Origin of the sequence: Serratia marcescens subsp. marcescens ATCC 13880 (assembly GCF_017299535.1) — a bacterium.
Lineage (GTDB): Bacteria > Pseudomonadota > Gammaproteobacteria > Enterobacterales > Enterobacteriaceae > Serratia > Serratia marcescens.
The window spans coordinates 1,185,427-1,202,393 of the sequence record NZ_CP071238.1 but is presented as its reverse complement, the minus strand read 5'-3'; the positions used below and the strand labels follow the sequence as shown (position 1 = coordinate 1,202,393).

The window sequence follows — 16,967 nt, the reverse complement described above, 5'->3', positions numbered from 1 at the left end:
GCCCCCGCGGCGTGAATCCAAGACTATTCTTAGTTTATCACCCGCATGCTACGCTGCCGTGATGCCTATCAGGGAGATGCCGGATGTATATTGCACCACCCATTTTCGATGCCCGAAAATCCGGCCTCAGCTTCGCCAAACGCACCTATCTGCCCCGCGTCGCCGGTCTGGGGCTCGGCTTTATCTGCGTTTGCGCCGCGCTCTACCCCTTGGCTCCGCCCACGGCGGTCTGGCTATTGCTGGCCTTTCACGGCTTTCTCTGGCCGCATCTCGCCTATCGCCTGGCCTGCCGCGCCAAAGAACCGTTCAAAGCCGAGATCCGCAACCTCTTGATCGACTCCGCCTTCGGCGGCTTCTGGGCGGCGATGATGGCGTTCAACGCGCTGCCCGCCATCGTCATCCTATCGATGATGAGCATGAACAACATCGCTTCGGCCGGCAAAGCGCTGTTTGCGAAAGGATTGGCCATTCAACTGACCACGGCGATGCTCACCGCCGCGCTGCTCGGCTTCCCGTTTCACCCGCACAGCACGGCGCTGCAAATCTATCTGTGCCTGCCGATGATCTACCTGTATCCGACGCTGCTTGGGCTGGTGACCTACCGCACCGCCAAACGACTGGCGGAAAAGAAACAGGAGTTGCAACGCATCAGCACCCGCGATGGGCTGACCGGCTTATATAACCGCCGCCACTGGGAGCACCTGCTGCATCGCCAGTTCGACAGTTGCCGCCGCTACCAGGATAACGCCACGCTGATTCTGATGGATATCGATCGCTTCAAAACCATCAACGACACCTTCGGCCATGCTTTGGGGGATGAGGCCCTGGCGGCGTTGGCGGAAGAGTTGCTGATCGGCATGCGCAACGTGGATATCGTCGGGCGCTACGGCGGCGACGAGTTTGGCGCAGTGCTGCCGAACACCAGTGCTGAACAGGCGGGAATCGTTCTGCGCCGCATCCAGCAGCGGCTGGACGCGGTCAGCTTCAAGGAGGCGCCGCAGCTGCGGCTGCAGATCAGCGCCGGTATCGCTGACTACCACCCCGCGCTGGGCGGCTATCTTGACTGGCTGAAAGCGGCCGACGGCGCGCTCTATCGGGCGAAGCAGAATGGCCGCAACCGGCTGGAAACGGCGGCGCCGCCAGGGGAGTAACTTACTGACTTAATAACTTGGCAAAATACTTCGGCGCTTCGACAAAGCCTTCGCGCCGGTAAAACGCATGCGCCCGCTCGCGGCGGCTGTGGCAATGGACTTCCAGCCGATCGCAGCCGCGACGGTGCGCCAGCGCCTCGCCTTCCGTCAGCAGCCGCCGCCCAACGCCCGCGCCGCGCGCCCGATCGTCGACGCAAAAATAGCTGATGCGGCCAATGTCGCCGGCCAACGCCAGCTGCGGCAGAAAATGCAACGACAACACGCCCAACACCTGCTCCCCGTCCGCCGCCACCAGCAGCGCCTCATCCGGATGCGCCAACAGTTGCTGCATCCGCTGCGTCAGAAACGCCTCGGTGCCGGGATAATCCAGCGCCGTCATTAATTCAGCGATAGCGTGCCGGTCGCTCAGACGCGCCGTTCTGATTTCCATCCGTTTTACCTCGCAGAGTGTCGATACTACAAAATAGGCGGCGTTAGGTGTAACATCCACCGGGTGCGGCGAAAAAGGCCGTGCGGCACGCTGGAGATGACATTCCTCCCTAACCGCCTTCACAGGCTGATGATGTCTACGTAACCTCTCGGAGAGAGGCGCGTAGCGTTACGCCTGTCCCTTTCCGAGCCTCGTGAATTTCTCTGATTGAAAGGTAGTTGCCCCATGTTGAGCTCTTTACTGGCCGTATTTATCGGCGGCGGCGTCGGCAGCGTTTTGCGCTGGGCGGTAAGCATGAAAATGAATCCGCTGAACGCCCACATTCCGCTCGGTACGCTGATGGTCAATCTGATCGGCGGTTTTATCATCGGCCTGGCGATGGCGATTTTCACCCGCATGACGCATCTGGATCCCACCTGGAAATTACTGATCACCACCGGGTTCTGCGGCGGCCTGACCACCTTCTCCACCTTTTCGCTGGAGGTGGTATACCTGATGCAGGATGGCCGCTTCGGCTGGGCGCTGGCCAACATGCTGCTCAACCTGGCCGGCTCGCTGGCGATGACGCTGCTGGCCTTTATGCTGGTGATGTGGCTCAACGGGCGCTAAGCCCTTAATGTTTCCTTAATCTTGCATGCGCATAATCTCATCCAGTACCCCTGACTGGATGAGAAACCGCTATGTTTAGCCTGCCGAAAACCGCCGCCGAAGCGATTGCCGTTGCGCTGTGCGTCCTGATCGTCGCCGCCTTTATCAAATCCTACCTGTTCACATAAGCGCCTTTTCCCCGCAGCACGCGTTCATCTTGCGTCTTTCCGGCCGTTTACACTACAATTGAGAATGAACGTTCACACTCAAAAATGTGAACCCGGCTCACGCGTAGCAAAGGATCGGGCAGATGCTCCCCCCCAACGACAGTAAACAGGCCAAAGTGCAGGCTCGCCGCGATCAGATCGTCGAAGCGGCGAAAACCAGCTTTCGCCGCCACGGCTTCCACGCCGCCAGCATGGCGGAGATCGCCCAGGGCTCGCAGCTCAGCGTCGGGCAAATCTATCGCTATTTCGCCAATAAAGACGCGATTATCGAAGAGATCGTCAACCGCATCATCACCAACAAGATGCAGCGGCTGGAAAACCTTGGCGATCACATCAACCTGATCGCCGGCACGTTGGCGGCGCGCACGCTGTTTCAGCAGCCGGGCGAGAGCGAAACCGATCACATGCTGATGCTGGAAGTGACCGCCGAGGCCACGCGCAACCCGGTGGTGGCCAAAATGCTCAGCGATGCGGAAGCGCGGCTGTTTCGCCACGTGTGCCACAATCTGCAGCGGCTGTATCCCCATTTCAGCGCGGAGGAGATCGCCGCGCGGGTGGAGTTTATCGCCGTCATGAGCGAAGGCACCGGTTACCGTATCCTTACCACGCAAAAAGCCGATGCGTCCCTGCTGCGCGATCTGTATCAGCAGGCCATTTCTCACCTGTTCAGGAAATCTTAATCTCCCATGACCAAACACTTAGCCAGACAACGTCTGGTGTACGCCGTCGTGCTTGGCCTGCTGGCCGCGCTGGGGCCGCTGTGCACCGATCTCTATCTGCCCGCCCTGCCGGAAATGGCGGGCGAGCTGAATACCTCTACCGCCGCCGCGCAGCTCAGTCTGACCGCCGGGCTGCTCGGCCTGGGCGTCGGCCAGCTGATTTTTGGCCCTTACAGCGACAAGCTGGGCCGTATGCGCCCGCTGTTGCTGTCGCTGATCCTGCTGCTCGGCGCTTCGCTGTGGTGCGCGCTGGCGCCCACCATCGACCAGCTGCTGATCGCCCGCCTGCTGCAGGGCATCGCCGGCGCCGGCGGCGCGGTGATTTCCCGCGCCATTGCCCGCGATCTGTACGCCGGCCATGAACTGACCCGCTTCTTCGCCCTGCTGATGCTGGTCAACGGCCTGGCGCCGATCGTCGCGCCGGTGCTGGGCGGCGTCATGCTGCAGGTGATGAACTGGCGCGGCATCTTCGGCGTGCTGGCGGCCATCGCCGTACTGCTGTTCAGCCTGTCGGCGTTGAAGCTGCGCGAATCCCTGCCGGTCGAGCGCCGCAGCCAGGGCGGTATCCTGGCGATGCTGATGTCGCTCGGCGGGTTGCTGACCCAGCGCTATTTCATGGGCCTGTGCCTGACACAGGGCTTCGTGATGGCCGGCATGTTCGCCTATATCGGCGCTTCACCTTTCGTCTTGCAGCAGATCTACGGCCTCAGCCCGCAGATGTTCAGCCTGTGCTTCGCCATTAACGGCGTCGGGCTGATCATTGCGGCGCAGCTGGCCAGCCGTCTCAGTTCACGTTGGGGGGAACGCCGGGTATTGAGGGGCGGGTTAACGCTGGCGGCCGTCGCGTCGTTGTTGTTGCTGTTGGCCGCCGCGCTGCATGCGCCGCTGGCCGTGTTGCTGGTGCCGCTGTTCTTCTCGGTGGCGGTGATCGGCATCGTCGGCCCGACCGCCTCTTCACTGGCGATGCAAAGCCAGGGGGACAAAGCGGGCAGCGCCTCGGCCTTGATCGGCGTGTGCATGTTCGCCCTTGGCGCCTGCGCCGTGCCGCTCACCGGGCTGGGCGGCACTTCGGGCCTGTCGATGGCGCTGACCATCGTCGGCTGTTACGCCATCGCCATCCTGCTGTTCAGCCTGTTGGCCCGCCGCAGCGACGCATAACGCGCCCAATAAAAAACCCGCTCAATGAGCGGGTTTTAAGAAATTCAGCTACGCAGCTTAGATAGCAGTAACGTTAGCGGCAGATGGGCCTTTGGCACCGTTCGTGATTTCAAACTCTACACGCTGGCCTTCAGCAAGCGTTTTGAAACCATTGCTAACGATGGCAGAAAAGTGAACGAAAACGTCCTTGCTACCATCTTCCGGAGTAATGAAACCGAAGCCTTTGGATTCATTAAACCACTTAACGCTACCTTTAATCTTAGACATCAAACTTACCTTTAACGTGAATGAAAGACACAAAACCTGTGTCGATTACAGTACAGCAAGCAGGCAGGATTTTGTCCACCACCGCGATCACAGAAATCCGATAAAGAGTGAAAAAATCCGTGTTGCCCGGTGTAAATGCATTGCACCGGTTGCGATACGTTACCGTTCCAGGCCAATCCTCTCCCTGCGCCGGCGAACAACGCGCGAACGCCCAAACCCGCCCGCTGACCCCAGCGTTGACGCCCCCATGCAGACGCAATCGCTATGAAATATAACCAGATGGTCTTTTTGCTTCTGCGCCCCCTGCACTAGGGTTAGGGTTTATTTCCCACTGTGAGCCAAGCCTATGACCAGCCAGTTGGCAGAAAAGATCATCGCCTATCGGCGTGAGCTGCACCAAAACCCGGAGCTTTCCAATCACGAATTCGCCACCACCGCCCGGCTGACCCGCTGGCTGCAAGAGGCGGGCATTCGTATTCTGCCGTTGGCGCTGAAAACCGGCGTCGTGGCGGAGATCGGCAGCGGCAAGGGGCCGATCATCGCCCTGCGCGGCGACATTGACGCCCTGCCGATCGACGAAATCGCCGACGTGCCCTTCAGCTCGCAAAACAGCGGCGTGATGCACGCCTGCGGCCACGACTTTCACACCTCGGTGATGCTCGGCGCCGCGCACCTGCTCAAAGCGCGTGAGGCCGAGCTGCCCGGCACGGTGCGCATCTTCTTCCAACCGGCGGAAGAGACCTTCAACGGCGCCCGGCACCTGATCGACGCCGGCGCGCTGGATAACGTCGCGGCGGTATTTGGCCTGCATAACGCGCCGGAGCTGCCCACCGGCACCTTCGCCACCCGCGCCGGGCCGTTCTATGCCAACGTCGATCGCTTCCAGATCAGCATCACCGGCAAAGGCGCCCACGCCGCCAAACCGGAACAGGGCGTCGATACCATCGTCACCGCCAGCCAGATCGTCGGCGCGCTGCAGACGCTGCCCAGCCGCAGCTTCAGCTCGCTGGAATCGCTGGTGGTGAGCGTGACGCGCATCGAAGGCGGCAATACCTGGAACGTGCTGCCGCAAACCGTCGAGCTTGAAGGCACGGTGCGCACCCACAGCGACGCGGTGCGCCGCCAGGTGCCGGATAAAATTCGCCAGGTGATCGACGGCGTTGCCGCCGCGCTGGGCGCGCAGGCCGAACTCCACTGGCAGCCGGGGCCGCCGGCGGTGATCAACGACGCCCATTGGGCGGCGTTCAGCAAAACCGTCGCCGCCGAGGCCGGCTACCGGGTCGAAGAGGCGGAGCTGCAAATGGGGGGTGAAGATTTCGCGCTGTATCTGCATCATGTGCCGGGCGTCTTCGTCAGCATCGGCTCCGCCAGCGAATTCGGCCTGCATCATCCGCGTTTCAACCCCGATGAACGCGCCCTGTTCCCCGCCGCACAATATTTCACACTGCTGGCGGAACGCACGCTGCAACAGCTCACTACCGCGCCAGAAAAAGCCCTCAGCAACGCCTGAATAACGTGAAATAGTATTTCCCCGACGCCGCAGATGCCGCGCCGGGGATTATTATTTTCGCTCGCCGTGATATTTGCAGTTTTCAACATTTGAATATGCTGTTTTGTTGTTTTACATCCCGTTGCCGCTCATCAATAGTGGACACATCAGACACCGCGCGCCTTTGCGGCGCATGACAGGATAATCACGATGAGCGACAACGCGAATAATCAACGGCAATTACGGCTGGGCGCCATTCTGCACGGCGCATCGGGAAATATGTCCGCCTGGCGCCACCCGGATGCCACCGCTGACGCCAGCATCAACCTCGAATTTAATATCGCCTCGGCGAAAAAAGCCGAACAGGGGAAATTCGATTTCGTGTTTGTCGCCGATGGGTTATATATCAACGAAAAGTCCATTCCCCATTTTCTTAATCGTTTCGAACCGCTCACCCTGCTGGCCGCGCTGTCCGCCGCCACCGATAAAATCGGCCTGGTGGGCACCCTTTCCACCTCTTACAGCGATCCGTTCACCGTCGCCCGTCAGTTCGCCAGCCTCGACCACCTGAGCAACGGCCGAGCCGGCTGGAACGTGGTGACGTCGCCGCTGGAAGGCTCGGCCAAAAACTTCTCGCGCAAAGAACACCCAGAACACAGCCTGCGTTACCGCATTGCCGGTGAGTTTCTCGACGTCGCCAAAGGGCTGTGGGACTCCTGGGAAGACGATGCCTTCGTGCGCAATAAAGCCAGCGGCGAATTTTTCAGAGCCGGGAAGCTGCACACCCTCAATCACCAGGGGGAGTTCTTCTCGGTGCAGGGGCCGTTGAACATCGGCCGCACGCCGCAGGGCCGCCCGATCCTGTTCCAGGCCGGCGCCTCTGAAGACGGAAAACGGCTGGCGGCCCAACACGCCGATGCGATCTTCACCCATCACGACACGCTGGAGCAGGCGCAGGATTTTTATCAGGACGTGAAGCGGCAACTGGTGGAACAGGGGCGCGAGCCGGACGACCTGCGCATCTTCCAGGGCGTCAGCGTGATCGTCGGCGACGACGACGCGGACGTCGAGCGCCAATACCAGGAGACCGCCCGCCTGGTCAGCATCGAGAACGCCCTCAACTATCTTGGCCGCTACTTCGAACATTACGACTTTTCCCGCCACCCATTGGACGCCCCCTTCCCGGACATCGGCGATCTGGGGCAAAACAGCTTCCGCAGCACCACCGACGCCATCAAGCGCAATGCCCGCGAGCGGAACCTCACGCTGCGCCAGATGGCGCTGGAAGCCGCTTCGCCGCGCCCGGTGTTCAGCGGCACGCCGGAAGCGGTGGCGGACGGCCTGCAACGCTGGTTCGACGGCGCAGCCGCCGACGGCTTCATCATCAGCGGCGGCACGCCCAACGCCTTCGGCCACTTCGTCGATCGGGTGGTGCCCATCCTGCAACAACGTGGCCTGTTCCGCCGGGCGTACCATGGCGACACGCTGCGCGAGCACCTGGGCCTGACGCGCCCGTTGAACAGATTCACTCAATAATAAGAACGCTGTCAGGGATACCCGCTATGCAAAAAACCGTTACCGCCGCCCTCGTGGCGGCCTTGCTGAGCCTGACCGGCGCCGCGCAGGCGGACACCGGCATCGATTTACAGGCCAATGAAACCCCGATCCACGCGCCGAAAAACCCGCAGGCGATCGCCAAATTGCCGGCCGATTTCCACTTCGTGAAGCCGGGCCAATTCACCGTTGCAATCGCCGCGCTCAACACGCCGCCGCTGGCGCTGTTCGCCGCCGACAACCGGCGACTGATCGGCAGTGAAGTGGATATCGCGCAACTGGTGGCCGACAGCCTGGGCCTGGAGCTAAACGTAGTGCAAACCTCGTGGGAAGACTGGCCGCTGGGGGTAGTTTCCGGCAAGTATGACGCGGCCATCACCAACGTCACCGTGACCAAAGAACGCAAAACCCGCTTCGACTTCGCCACCTACCGCATCGACTCGCTCGGCTTTTACGTCAAAACCGGCGGCAAGATCGCAACGATCAAACAGCCTGCCGATATCGCCGGATTAAAGATCATCGTCGGCTCCGGCACCAATCAGGAAGCAATTTTGCTGGCGTGGGACAAACAGAATCGGCAACAGGGGCTCAAACCCTTCCAGCCGATCTACGTGACCGACGATGCGGCCGCCACGCTGGCGATCCAGTCCGGCCGGGCCGATGCCTACTTCGGGCCGAACGTGCTGGGCGCCTATAAGGCGGCGTTGAACGGCCGTACCCGGCTGGCGGGCACGGTGGAAGGCGGCTGGCCCAAGGCGGCGCACATCGCCGTCACCACCCGTAAAGGCAACGGGCTGGTGCAGGCGGTGAATGAAGCGCTGAACGGCGCGATCCGCGGCGGACAGTACGATCAGGTGCTCAACCGCTGGGGCGAGAGCGTCGAACGCCTTGCGCAGTCGGAAATCAACCCGCCCGGCCTGGGCGATTAGGAGCGCGCGATGACGCAAGACACTTTCATTCAGACGCTGCCGACCGATCCGCTGATCGCCCCGGTGATCGAGGGGCTGTTCGGCGAATATCGCCAGCGTTACGGCGACTATTTTGGTGACCAGGAACCGGAACCGCTGGACCTGTACGCGCCGCCGCAGGGCGCCTTCATCGTGCTGCTGCGCGCCGGTGCGCCGATCGCCATGGGCGCCTTCAAACGCTATGACGCGCAAACCGCCGAGCTGAAGCGCATCTGGACCCGGGGCGATCTGCGCCGCCAGGGCCTGGCGCAACGGGTATTGCAGCAGTTGGAAACGCTGGCGCTGGCGCAGGGGTATCGCCGGCTCTACCTGACCACCGGCTTTCGCCAGCCAGAAGCGGTGGGCCTGTACCTGAGCAACGGTTACCAGCCGCAGTTCGATCCCACCGTTGACAGCGAGGTTTACAGCCGTCCGCCCTACGATGGCCGCCTGCCGTTCCGCAAAAGCCTGATTGCAGAGGACGCGTGTTGTTGCGCGTCGGAAAGGAAAATCGCCTAAACCCCCTTTATCTGTAGTCAGGAGACATGACATGTCCAAACAAGAAGTCTTGAAAGTGGTGCCCGCCCGCTATCCGCTGCGGCTGATCGGCGCCCTGTTCTCGCTGTTTATTCTGGCCGCCATCGTGCAATCGGTGGCGGGCAACGCGCGCTGGGAATGGGGCGTGTTCGCCGAGTGGTTCTTCGCCCCGGCGGTGCTGGCGGGGCTGGGACAGACCCTGCTGCTGACGCTGCTCGGCACGTTGTTCAGCATCCTGTTCGGCACCCTGCTGGCGCTGGCGCGGCTGTCGCGCTCTTACCTGTTGGCGTCGCTGGCCTGGGGGTATATCTGGCTGTTTCGCTCGCTGCCGCTGATCCTGGTGCTGATCATCCTGTATAACTTTTCCTATCTGTACGACGCCATCTCGCTGGGCATTCCCTTTACCTCGGTGGTGTTCGCCAGTTACCCGACCATCGACATCCTCGGCCAGTTCGCCGTGGCGGTGCTGGGCCTGACGCTGGTGCAGTCCGCCTACACCGCCGAGATCATCCGCGGCGGCATTCTGGGCGTGGATTACGGCCAGCACGAGGCGGCGGCGGCGCTGGGCCTGCCGGGCTATCGCCGCACCTTCCGCATTATTCTGCCGCAGGCGCTGCGCTCCATTATTCCGACCGGCTTCAACGAGATCATCAGCCTGGCGAAAGGCACCTCGATCGTTTACGTGCTGGCGCTGCCGGAGCTGTTTTACACCATCCAGGTGATCTATAACCGCACTCAGCAGGTGATACCGCTGCTGATGGTCGCCACCGTCTGGTATCTGTTCATCACCACCGCGCTGTCGGTGATCCAATACTACATCGAGCGCTATTTTGCTCGGGGCGCGGTGCGCGAACTGCCGCCGACGCCCTGGCAGAAACTGGCCGGCTGGCTAAAACGTTAGGAGACCCGCATGTCTGAAGCCATTGATTATTACGCCTTGCCCGAACAGCCGGCGCGCAATCTCACCCCGGTGCCGGCGCGCGGCCTGATCGAAATCAGCAACGTCAGCAAGTTTTTCGGCAAACACAAGGCGCTGGACGACGTCAGCCTGACGCTGCAGCCGGGCACCGTAACCGTGATCCTCGGGCCTTCCGGCTCCGGCAAATCGACGCTGCTGCGGGCGATCAACCATCTGGAGCGCGTGGACGAAGGCTTTATCCGCATCGACGGCGACTACGTCGGTTACCGCCGCAAGGGCAACCGGCTGTACGAGCTGAAGGAAAAGGCCATTCTCCGGCAGCGCATCAACGTCGGCTACGTGTTCCAAAACTTCAACCTGTTCCCGCACCTGACGGTGCTGGAAAACATCATCGAAGCGCCGGTGGTGCACAAAATTCACTCCCGCGAACGGGCGAAGGCGGTGGCCTATGAACTGCTGGATACCGTCGGGCTGCGCCACAAGGCGGATGCCTACCCGCGCCACCTCTCCGGTGGCCAGCAGCAGCGCATCGCCATCGCGCGGGCGCTGGCGCTGAACCCGAAGGTGATCCTGTTCGATGAGCCGACCTCCGCGCTCGATCCCGAGCTGGTCGGCGAAGTGCTGGACGTGATTAAAGGGTTGGCGGATCTGGGCGTCACGCTGGTGGTGGTGACGCATGAAATCGGCTTTGCGCGCGAAGCGGCGGATCGGGTGGTGTTTATGGTCGACGGGCAGATCGTCGAGCAGGGCGACGCCAGGCAGGTGCTGGCTCAGCCGCAGCACCCGCGCACCGTTAACTTCCTCAACAAAGTGCTGTGATCGTCGGGGCGCCGCGGCGCCCCGCACCTGATCCGCTTACAGGCCGGCGAAACGCCGCTTCTCGGCGGCGAAATCCAGCGGGCGAATTCCCTGCCGGTTTTTATCCTCTTCGGTCAGCAGCGCCGGCGGAATAAACCAGGTCACCTCGAACAGCAGTCCGTCCGGATCGTGGCCATAAATGCTTTTGTGTACGCCGTGATCCTCTTCCAGCCCGAGAATGCCGCGTTCGGCCAGCTGGTGACGAATGCGCTCCAGCTCTTCCAGACTGTCCACTTCCCAGGCCAGATGGTACAGCCCGGCCGGTGGCTCATGCTCTGCCGGCGGCTCGTTGTTGGCGCGAAACACCCCGGCGCGCTGCTGGCCCAGATTCTTGCTGAACAGCGCCAAATCGTGATCGTTGTCCGAATCGGCGGCCTGGGTAAATACCGCCCGGTCGGGGCTGTCGGACGGCTTCAGCTTGAAGCCCAAGACCTGATGATAAAAGTCGGCGCTCTGCCGCACGTCGCTGACATACAGCACGGCGTGATTGAGACGTTTGATGCCCATCGATATTCCTTTTTCGCATTGAATGAAGTCAGCATGAACATAGCATGTGGGGGGAAAGCCGCTAAATGCCGTTATCGCATGACTAAATGCCGCCCGCGCAATCTGTCGCTGCAAGGCATTCCGCGCTATCATAAGCGCTGTATTGATCCCTTTTGTGAGAATAGCGATGAACGGCAAGATAACGACTTTTTTTGAAGACAAAGGCTTCGGCTTTATTACCGACGAGAACGGAGAAAATCGTTATTTTCACGTGATTAAAGTGCAGAATCCGGAGCTGATTAAGAAAAACGCGGCGGTGACCTTCGAGCCGACCAATAACACCAAAGGTCCGTCGGCTTATGCGGTCAAAGTGTTGGCGCCCAGCAAATACATCATCATCGCCAATGAAAGAATCAAGATCACCAGCATCAAGTCTTTCAATACCTTCACCAAGGAAGTGCCGGTCAAAGCCGATGTGGATAAAGAGAACACCGTGCTGTCGGTCGGCCTGCTGATGAATCGCATTCGCCCGCAGTCAGAAGAGCAGGCACAGGCCATGCAAACGCTGCGCATGCTGACCATCACCACTTTCCAGAACACCACCCATACCTTCTCCGAGCACGAGATCGACATGGATGAAACCATCAAGGCGCTGAAAAGCCTGTAAGCAACGATTGCCCGGCGTCGAGCCCTAACGGAACAGGATATGCTCGACGCTGTTGCCGTTCACCACGTTGAACGACTCCACCCGATTGCGCCCCTGCGATTTGGCGCGATACAACGCGATATCCGCCATGTTCATCAGTTGCTCCAGCGATTTCACTTCGTTCATCGCCAGGCTGGCGACGCCGACGCTGATGGTGATTTTCAACGTCTGCTTGCCTTCCACCTGCAGCGCCGTCTGCTCCACCAGCCGGCGCAAATGTTCCCCCAACGCCACGCCCTGCGCCGCCAGCGCGCGCGGCAGCATGATGGCGAACTCTTCCCCGCCCAGGCGGCCGAACAGCTGATCGTGCCGCAGCTCGCGCCGCACGATGTGCGCGAACGACGCCAAGACCTGATCGCCGGCGCTGTGGCCGTGCGTATCGTTGATCTGCTTGAAATGATCAATGTCGATCAGCAACAGCGATACCGCCTCTTTGGAGCGATGTTTATGCTCCAGCAGCTCGCCCGCTTTACGCGTCATCGCGCTGCGCGCCAGCACGCCGGTCAAAAAATCGTGGTTGGCGCTGTGCTCCAGACGCCGCATCAGCTTGCGGTTGGCGGCGATAGAGCTGGCGAGGATCAGCGGCCCCATCACCAGCATGGCGATGCCCAGTCGGGCGGACATCAGCGTATCGAGGAAGGCGTTGTGGTTGTTCGGCGTTTCATACAGCATCAGGTTGGCGGAAATGCTGCTGATCTCGGTCATGCCGGTCAATAGCGTCAGCAACGTCACGGGGAACAGCTGGTAGCGCACCGCGCACCACAGCAGCGCCGGGATCGGGAAGGCGATAGCACCCGGCCCGCCGATATAGACGCTGAACACCAGCGACAGCAGCAGCGCCAGCAGCGGCAGACAGCCTTTCAAACGCCAACGCACCTGCATGCGCAACAGCTGCTTCAGCCGCGGTGCCGCCATCAGCACCGGCAACAGCAGCAAGGTCGTCGAGAACTGCTCGCTGAACCAGGCCAGCCACGCGACCACCACCGTGTTGTTGTACAGGCTGTCGTTGCGCAGCACCGACAGCGTCGACGCCACCGCCGCACCGGCCAGACTGGCGCTGAACATATAGAGTATCGCCTGGGGTTTGCCCATGCGCCGTTGCGACTGGGGCAGCATCAGCATGATGCCGTAACCGACGGCGATCAGCGACATGTTGCAGGCGTTCAGCCACAGCGCCAGGGACCAGCCTTCGCCGGTAATGAGATCGGCGACTATCATGCCCAGATAGGTGGTAAGCCAGCCGAGCGGCGTGGCGTAAATGGGTTTGCGCAGCAGCAGACCGAGCAGAATCGCATTTACCGGCCAAAATAAGGAAAGCGAGCCAATTGGCCGGCTAAGAATACCCACCAGGGAAAGTAAAAAGGCCAGCATGAAAAGATTGATCAGCTGAACCGTTAGCGGCAGGCCATGCCTGGCGTTTATTCTGGCGTTCATCGCCTCGCCCATATTTTGCTAATAACCAGAATAATAATGTGCATACTCGCTCGCCCGGCCAGTGAGGGATAGTCAATCCGAATTTCAACCAAAAAAGCCAGACAAATCAATAATAAAAAACATTAACATTTAATTAACAGACTTTTCTTAGCCTGAGGCGGCCGCGGCGGGAACCCCCCGCATAGCGTCAGCAAATAATACCTACTCTGCTGTCAGCATAGCGCATGGCGTAATAGGCCGCCGACGGCGTTAATTACATTAATAAGTTTATGGTTATTGGTCATTAAATGATGTTTGAATCACTGCGCGATTATTTTCCTGCAACTGGGCCGCCTGTGCAATAACAACCCAAAAAAAGCCCGCATGAAGCGGGCTTGCTTGAACAACAGCAAATCGACAGTTACGACACGGCCATGCATTGCATGGCCATGCTGACGCGCAGTATAGCGGCGAAAGCTTAAGCAGACCTTAGCAACAAAAAACCCGGCCTAGGAACCGGGAATATTTGTACGAAATGCAGTGTTAGCCCAAGCAGGCTAATAACATTTCGCAGATTACACGCCAATTGTGCAGAGAAAATGAACGCGGCATCCGTTCAACCGCGTCACCGTCCCATCTACGCGATAGGTCTTACGCCAGTTTGGCGGCAAAGCCCGCTACGCGCTGACCATAGAGCTTGGCGGTCGCCAGATCGCCCGACAGCATCTCATCCACGCCGGCATCCGCCGGAGTCTGCACCAGCAGCCCCACCGAACCGCCCAGGTTATTGACGTCGGTGCGCTGCGCCGATTTGGTGTTGGCCGGCAGCAGCCCCAGGCTGACCCACAGGCCGCCATGTTGCGAAGCCAGCGTCTGCAGCGCGATCAGCGTCACCTGCTTGTCGCCGTTCAGGCTGGCGCTGTTGGTAAAGCCGCCGAACACTTTGTCTTGCCACTTGCGGCCGAACCAGGCTTTGGAGCTGGCGTCGGCGAATTTCTTGAACTGCCAGGATGGGCCGCCCATATAGGTCGGCGAGCCAAAGATGATGGCGTCCGCCTCATCCAGCGTCTGCCAGGCTTCGTCGCTGATATCGCCGTTCTGATCGATGGCGATCAATTCCGCCCCGGCGCCTTCCGCCACCACGTTCGCCAAACGCTCGGTATGGCCGTAGCCGGAATGAAACACCACTACTGTCTTCGCCATAGAAATTCTCCACTCATTGCACAAAGGCGCCGACGGCGCCCCTCTCGCGTTCAATCTAATCAAGCGCGCAGCGACTGAATACCGAATAAAACTGACGGTGTTATTCAAAAAAATCGCGTTACCCCGCCAGGCATGCGCAGATAAAAAAAATCCCGCACAAGGCGGGATAAACTTAACAGGGATGGGGTAATACACTACAGGGAATGGATAACACACAACATCATCGGGTAGAGCTACAGTACCAATCTCAATGTATAGAACTGTCATCCCCGCGTAAGTTTGCTCGGCCAGATGTAACGCCGAATGGGAAATATGACATTTTGCTCAACGCACCACGAACAGGCGCGACTCAAAACCGCCGCTCTTGAAGGTAGCGGTGTTGACCCAACCCGGCGGCGAACGGCCGAAGTCCTGGTTGAAATCGCCGCCGCTGACCAGCCAAATCCGGCGATGGCCTTTCGATAAGGCGCTGAGCTTATCGACGTAGGTTTGCGCCGCCCGATCGTGGAAAAAGGTACCGAAACCATAGGCATTGGGCTTACCCGAGATGCCGTTGGGCCTGGCCGGGGTATACAGCAAGGCGCGATAGCCCTTCTTGTTGTAATACACATAACTCAGGTAGTTGAACATGTTGCTGACCACCACCGCATCGTTGAGCTGATAGTGGCTGTTGATGTAGTGCACCATCACCTTGAACTCATCTTTCTCGACCGGGTAATCGTTACGCACACCGCAACCGAACAACAAACTGAAGAACAGCAGCAAAGAGATCCCGCGCACTCGGCTTTTCGTTCCTGCGATCAGCACGCCCAACACCAACGGGATGCCGAGCGCGGCCGAATAGAGGTAGCGATCGACAAACAGCGGCGAGCGCCAGGAAATGGCGAATACCAGCGTCACCGGTATCAGAATCCCGCCAAGCAACAACAGAGAGAATGTTCTCGGCGTCTCCCGCCGCCACAGCAGCAATGAACACAACGCGACAAACAGCGCCGGCAACAGCCAGAGAATGGCCATGGGATAGTTGCTGCCATCATGCCCAGTGAGAAAACGCCAATACATCGCCGGCAGATCGCCCCAGGCAACCCGAGGGATCCAACCGACGTCGCCGCCGACCCGCAGTTCGGCGATATGCGCCAGCAGATTGAACAGCGCCAGCAGCCAGGGAATGTAGGCCATCCCGATCGCCGCATTGGCCAACCACCACGCCGGCCGTTTGATGTAACGTTCGCCTTCGCGGCGGCACGACAGCGCCAGCAGCACCATCCAGTGAGCGATCAGCGTGAAAATCGTGAAGTAATGGGTATAAAAGCTTAGCGTCATCACTAACGCATACAGCGCCAGATAACGGCGGTTATCCGGCGTTTTCAGCCACTTCGCCAACGCCATGGCGGCGGCGATCGCCAGCAGCCCCATCAGCGCATACATGCGCGCCTCCTGGCTGTAGCGCACCGCCATCGGCATGATCGCCATCAGCCATCCCGCGATCAGCGCCGCCCGCTCATTGGCCAGCCAACGGGTAAAGCGCATCGCCAGCGCCACCGTCATCACGCCGAACACCAGACTCAGCGAGCGAGCCGCCAGAATGCCGTCGCCAAACAGCGCCATCCAGCCATGCAGCAGCAGGTAATAAAACGGCGGGTGAACATCGAAGGAAGCGTGATAGAGCAAAGCGCCCACATCGTAACGGCTGGTCAGCACGCTGGAGGCTTCATCGCACCAAAAATACCTGTCCGTTAAGGAAATAGACCGTACGAGCGCCGAAAACGCCACGATCGCCAACGCATAATGTTTGTAACCGATGCCCTTTAAGCCGTTGTTGCTCAAAGAAACATTCGATACCTGCTGCAGTGACATAACCGCATTCCGCCCAAAAGAACCACACAATGTGGAGACGCAGCGTCATCATTGCCGACGGCGGGTAAATGGCGGGTAAATCAGTGCGAAAAAATCGGCGCAGTCCCCTTCAGGCCGCACGGCCCTCAGCGAATTTCAACGCTGATATCCGGGTAGGCCTTCTCGCCGTCGCTGAGGTAATGCCCCAGTGCCCGATATGCCATAACGTACAGCACGGCAGCGGCGCACAGGCACAGCAAGGTCACGAGCAGGAATCTGGATTTGCGCACGATAGGCTCCATGGGGAAATTTTCGCCTATTGTAGCGCGACAAACTAAACGAAGGTTCAATGCCGCTTGCCGTTTCCTGTGACCGCGTTCGGTGCCTGGCAAAGACCCGTCACTTAAACCCCCACTGTCCCCGCAGTGAACAGTAACCAGCCGCCCGTCCTCTTTATGAACAAAAAGAGAAAAGTGAAT

17 protein-coding genes, 1 pseudogene and 1 riboswitch are annotated in these 16,967 nt (G+C 59.9%); of the genes and pseudogenes, 11 read left to right on the top strand and 7 right to left on the bottom strand.

The window, feature by feature from the left end; all coding sequences use genetic code 11:
- Nucleotides 1–83: 83 nt before the first annotated feature.
- A complete protein-coding gene (locus J0F90_RS05600; RefSeq protein ID WP_033641095.1) occupies nt 84–1,151 on the top strand; it encodes a diguanylate cyclase in 1,068 nt (355 codons plus the stop codon).
- Between the two features lies 1 nt (nt 1,152).
- Here J0F90_RS05600 and J0F90_RS05595 read toward each other — a convergent pair whose 3' ends face one another.
- Entirely contained in the window at nt 1,153–1,581 is a 429-nt protein-coding gene (locus J0F90_RS05595; RefSeq protein ID WP_033641096.1) for a GNAT family N-acetyltransferase, read from the bottom strand.
- Between the two features lie 83 nt (nt 1,582–1,664).
- Nucleotides 1,665–1,727, top strand: a riboswitch (Fluoride riboswitch).
- A 79-nt stretch (nt 1,728–1,806) separates the two neighbouring features.
- Between J0F90_RS05595 and crcB the strand changes: the two genes are divergently transcribed.
- The 3 genes from crcB (at nt 1,807) to J0F90_RS05580 (ending at nt 4,273) form a co-directional block, all read left to right on the top strand.
- Nucleotides 1,807–2,190 (top strand): fluoride efflux transporter CrcB, encoded by a 384-nt coding sequence (crcB, locus tag J0F90_RS05590; RefSeq protein ID WP_016928782.1) that lies wholly within the window; start codon nt 1,807–1,809, stop codon nt 2,188–2,190.
- 289 nt (nt 2,191–2,479) lie between these two features.
- Entirely contained in the window at nt 2,480–3,076 is a 597-nt protein-coding gene (locus J0F90_RS05585) for a TetR/AcrR family transcriptional regulator (protein ID WP_016928784.1), read from the top strand.
- A 6-nt stretch (nt 3,077–3,082) separates the two neighbouring features.
- Nucleotides 3,083–4,273 (top strand): multidrug effflux MFS transporter, encoded by a 1,191-nt coding sequence (locus J0F90_RS05580; RefSeq protein WP_033641097.1) that lies wholly within the window; start codon nt 3,083–3,085, stop codon nt 4,271–4,273.
- A gap of 57 nt (nt 4,274–4,330) precedes the next feature.
- On the opposite strand, the gene cspE is transcribed toward J0F90_RS05580, so the two are convergent.
- Nucleotides 4,331–4,540, bottom strand: coding sequence for a transcription antiterminator/RNA stability regulator CspE (gene cspE, locus J0F90_RS05575; protein ID WP_004940030.1), 210 nt, complete (start codon nt 4,538–4,540; stop codon nt 4,331–4,333).
- A 346-nt stretch (nt 4,541–4,886) separates the two neighbouring features.
- On the opposite strand from cspE, the gene J0F90_RS05570 reads away from it, so the two are divergent.
- The 6 genes and pseudogenes from J0F90_RS05570 to J0F90_RS05545 all read left to right on the top strand — a co-directional run bounded on the left by J0F90_RS05570 (nt 4,887) and on the right by J0F90_RS05545 (nt 10,805).
- Nucleotides 4,887–6,050, top strand: coding sequence for a M20 peptidase aminoacylase family protein (locus J0F90_RS05570; protein ID WP_033641098.1), 1,164 nt, complete (start codon nt 4,887–4,889; stop codon nt 6,048–6,050).
- Nucleotides 6,051–6,239: 189 nt separating this feature from the next.
- Nucleotides 6,240–7,607: pseudogene (locus tag J0F90_RS05565) on the top strand (LLM class flavin-dependent oxidoreductase); the annotation flags it as partial.
- On the top strand, nt 7,592–8,512 hold the full coding sequence (locus J0F90_RS05560) for an ABC transporter substrate-binding protein (RefSeq protein WP_033641100.1): 921 nt from the start codon (nt 7,592–7,594) through the stop codon (nt 8,510–8,512). The pseudogene J0F90_RS05565 and the gene J0F90_RS05560, both read left to right, overlap by 16 nt.
- Before the next feature lie 9 nt (nt 8,513–8,521).
- Nucleotides 8,522–9,049: a GNAT family N-acetyltransferase gene (locus tag J0F90_RS05555; RefSeq protein ID WP_015376925.1), complete on the top strand. Its 528-nt coding sequence runs from the start codon at nt 8,522–8,524 to the stop codon at nt 9,047–9,049.
- 31 nt (nt 9,050–9,080) lie between these two features.
- A complete protein-coding gene (locus J0F90_RS05550) occupies nt 9,081–9,968 on the top strand; it encodes an amino acid ABC transporter permease (protein ID WP_004940038.1) in 888 nt (295 codons plus the stop codon).
- Between the two features lie 9 nt (nt 9,969–9,977).
- The gene (locus J0F90_RS05545) at nt 9,978–10,805 is read left to right on the top strand and encodes an amino acid ABC transporter ATP-binding protein (RefSeq protein WP_015376924.1); all 828 of its coding nucleotides are present in this window, start codon (nt 9,978–9,980) and stop codon (nt 10,803–10,805) included.
- Between the two features lie 36 nt (nt 10,806–10,841).
- On the opposite strand, the gene J0F90_RS05540 is transcribed toward J0F90_RS05545, so the two are convergent.
- The gene (locus tag J0F90_RS05540) at nt 10,842–11,351 is read right to left on the bottom strand and encodes a VOC family protein (protein ID WP_016928790.1); all 510 of its coding nucleotides are present in this window, start codon (nt 11,349–11,351) and stop codon (nt 10,842–10,844) included.
- A gap of 166 nt (nt 11,352–11,517) precedes the next feature.
- On the opposite strand from J0F90_RS05540, the gene J0F90_RS05535 reads away from it, so the two are divergent.
- Complete coding sequence (locus tag J0F90_RS05535) at nt 11,518–11,997, top strand: cold-shock protein (RefSeq protein WP_016928791.1); 480 nt, start codon at nt 11,518–11,520, stop codon at nt 11,995–11,997.
- 24 nt (nt 11,998–12,021) lie between these two features.
- Here J0F90_RS05535 and J0F90_RS05530 read toward each other — a convergent pair whose 3' ends face one another.
- The 4 genes from J0F90_RS05530 to J0F90_RS05515 form a co-directional block, all read right to left on the bottom strand.
- The gene (locus J0F90_RS05530; protein WP_033641476.1) at nt 12,022–13,470 is read right to left on the bottom strand and encodes a sensor domain-containing diguanylate cyclase; all 1,449 of its coding nucleotides are present in this window, start codon (nt 13,468–13,470) and stop codon (nt 12,022–12,024) included.
- Nucleotides 13,471–14,100: 630 nt separating this feature from the next.
- On the bottom strand, nt 14,101–14,652 hold the full coding sequence (locus J0F90_RS05525; RefSeq protein WP_033641101.1) for a flavodoxin family protein: 552 nt from the start codon (nt 14,650–14,652) through the stop codon (nt 14,101–14,103).
- Between the two features lie 324 nt (nt 14,653–14,976).
- The gene (locus J0F90_RS05520) at nt 14,977–16,509 is read right to left on the bottom strand and encodes a glycosyltransferase family 39 protein (protein ID WP_033641102.1); all 1,533 of its coding nucleotides are present in this window, start codon (nt 16,507–16,509) and stop codon (nt 14,977–14,979) included.
- 125 nt (nt 16,510–16,634) lie between these two features.
- Nucleotides 16,635–16,778, bottom strand: coding sequence for a hypothetical protein (locus J0F90_RS05515; protein ID WP_016928795.1), 144 nt, complete (start codon nt 16,776–16,778; stop codon nt 16,635–16,637).
- Nucleotides 16,779–16,967: the final 189 nt, after the last annotated feature.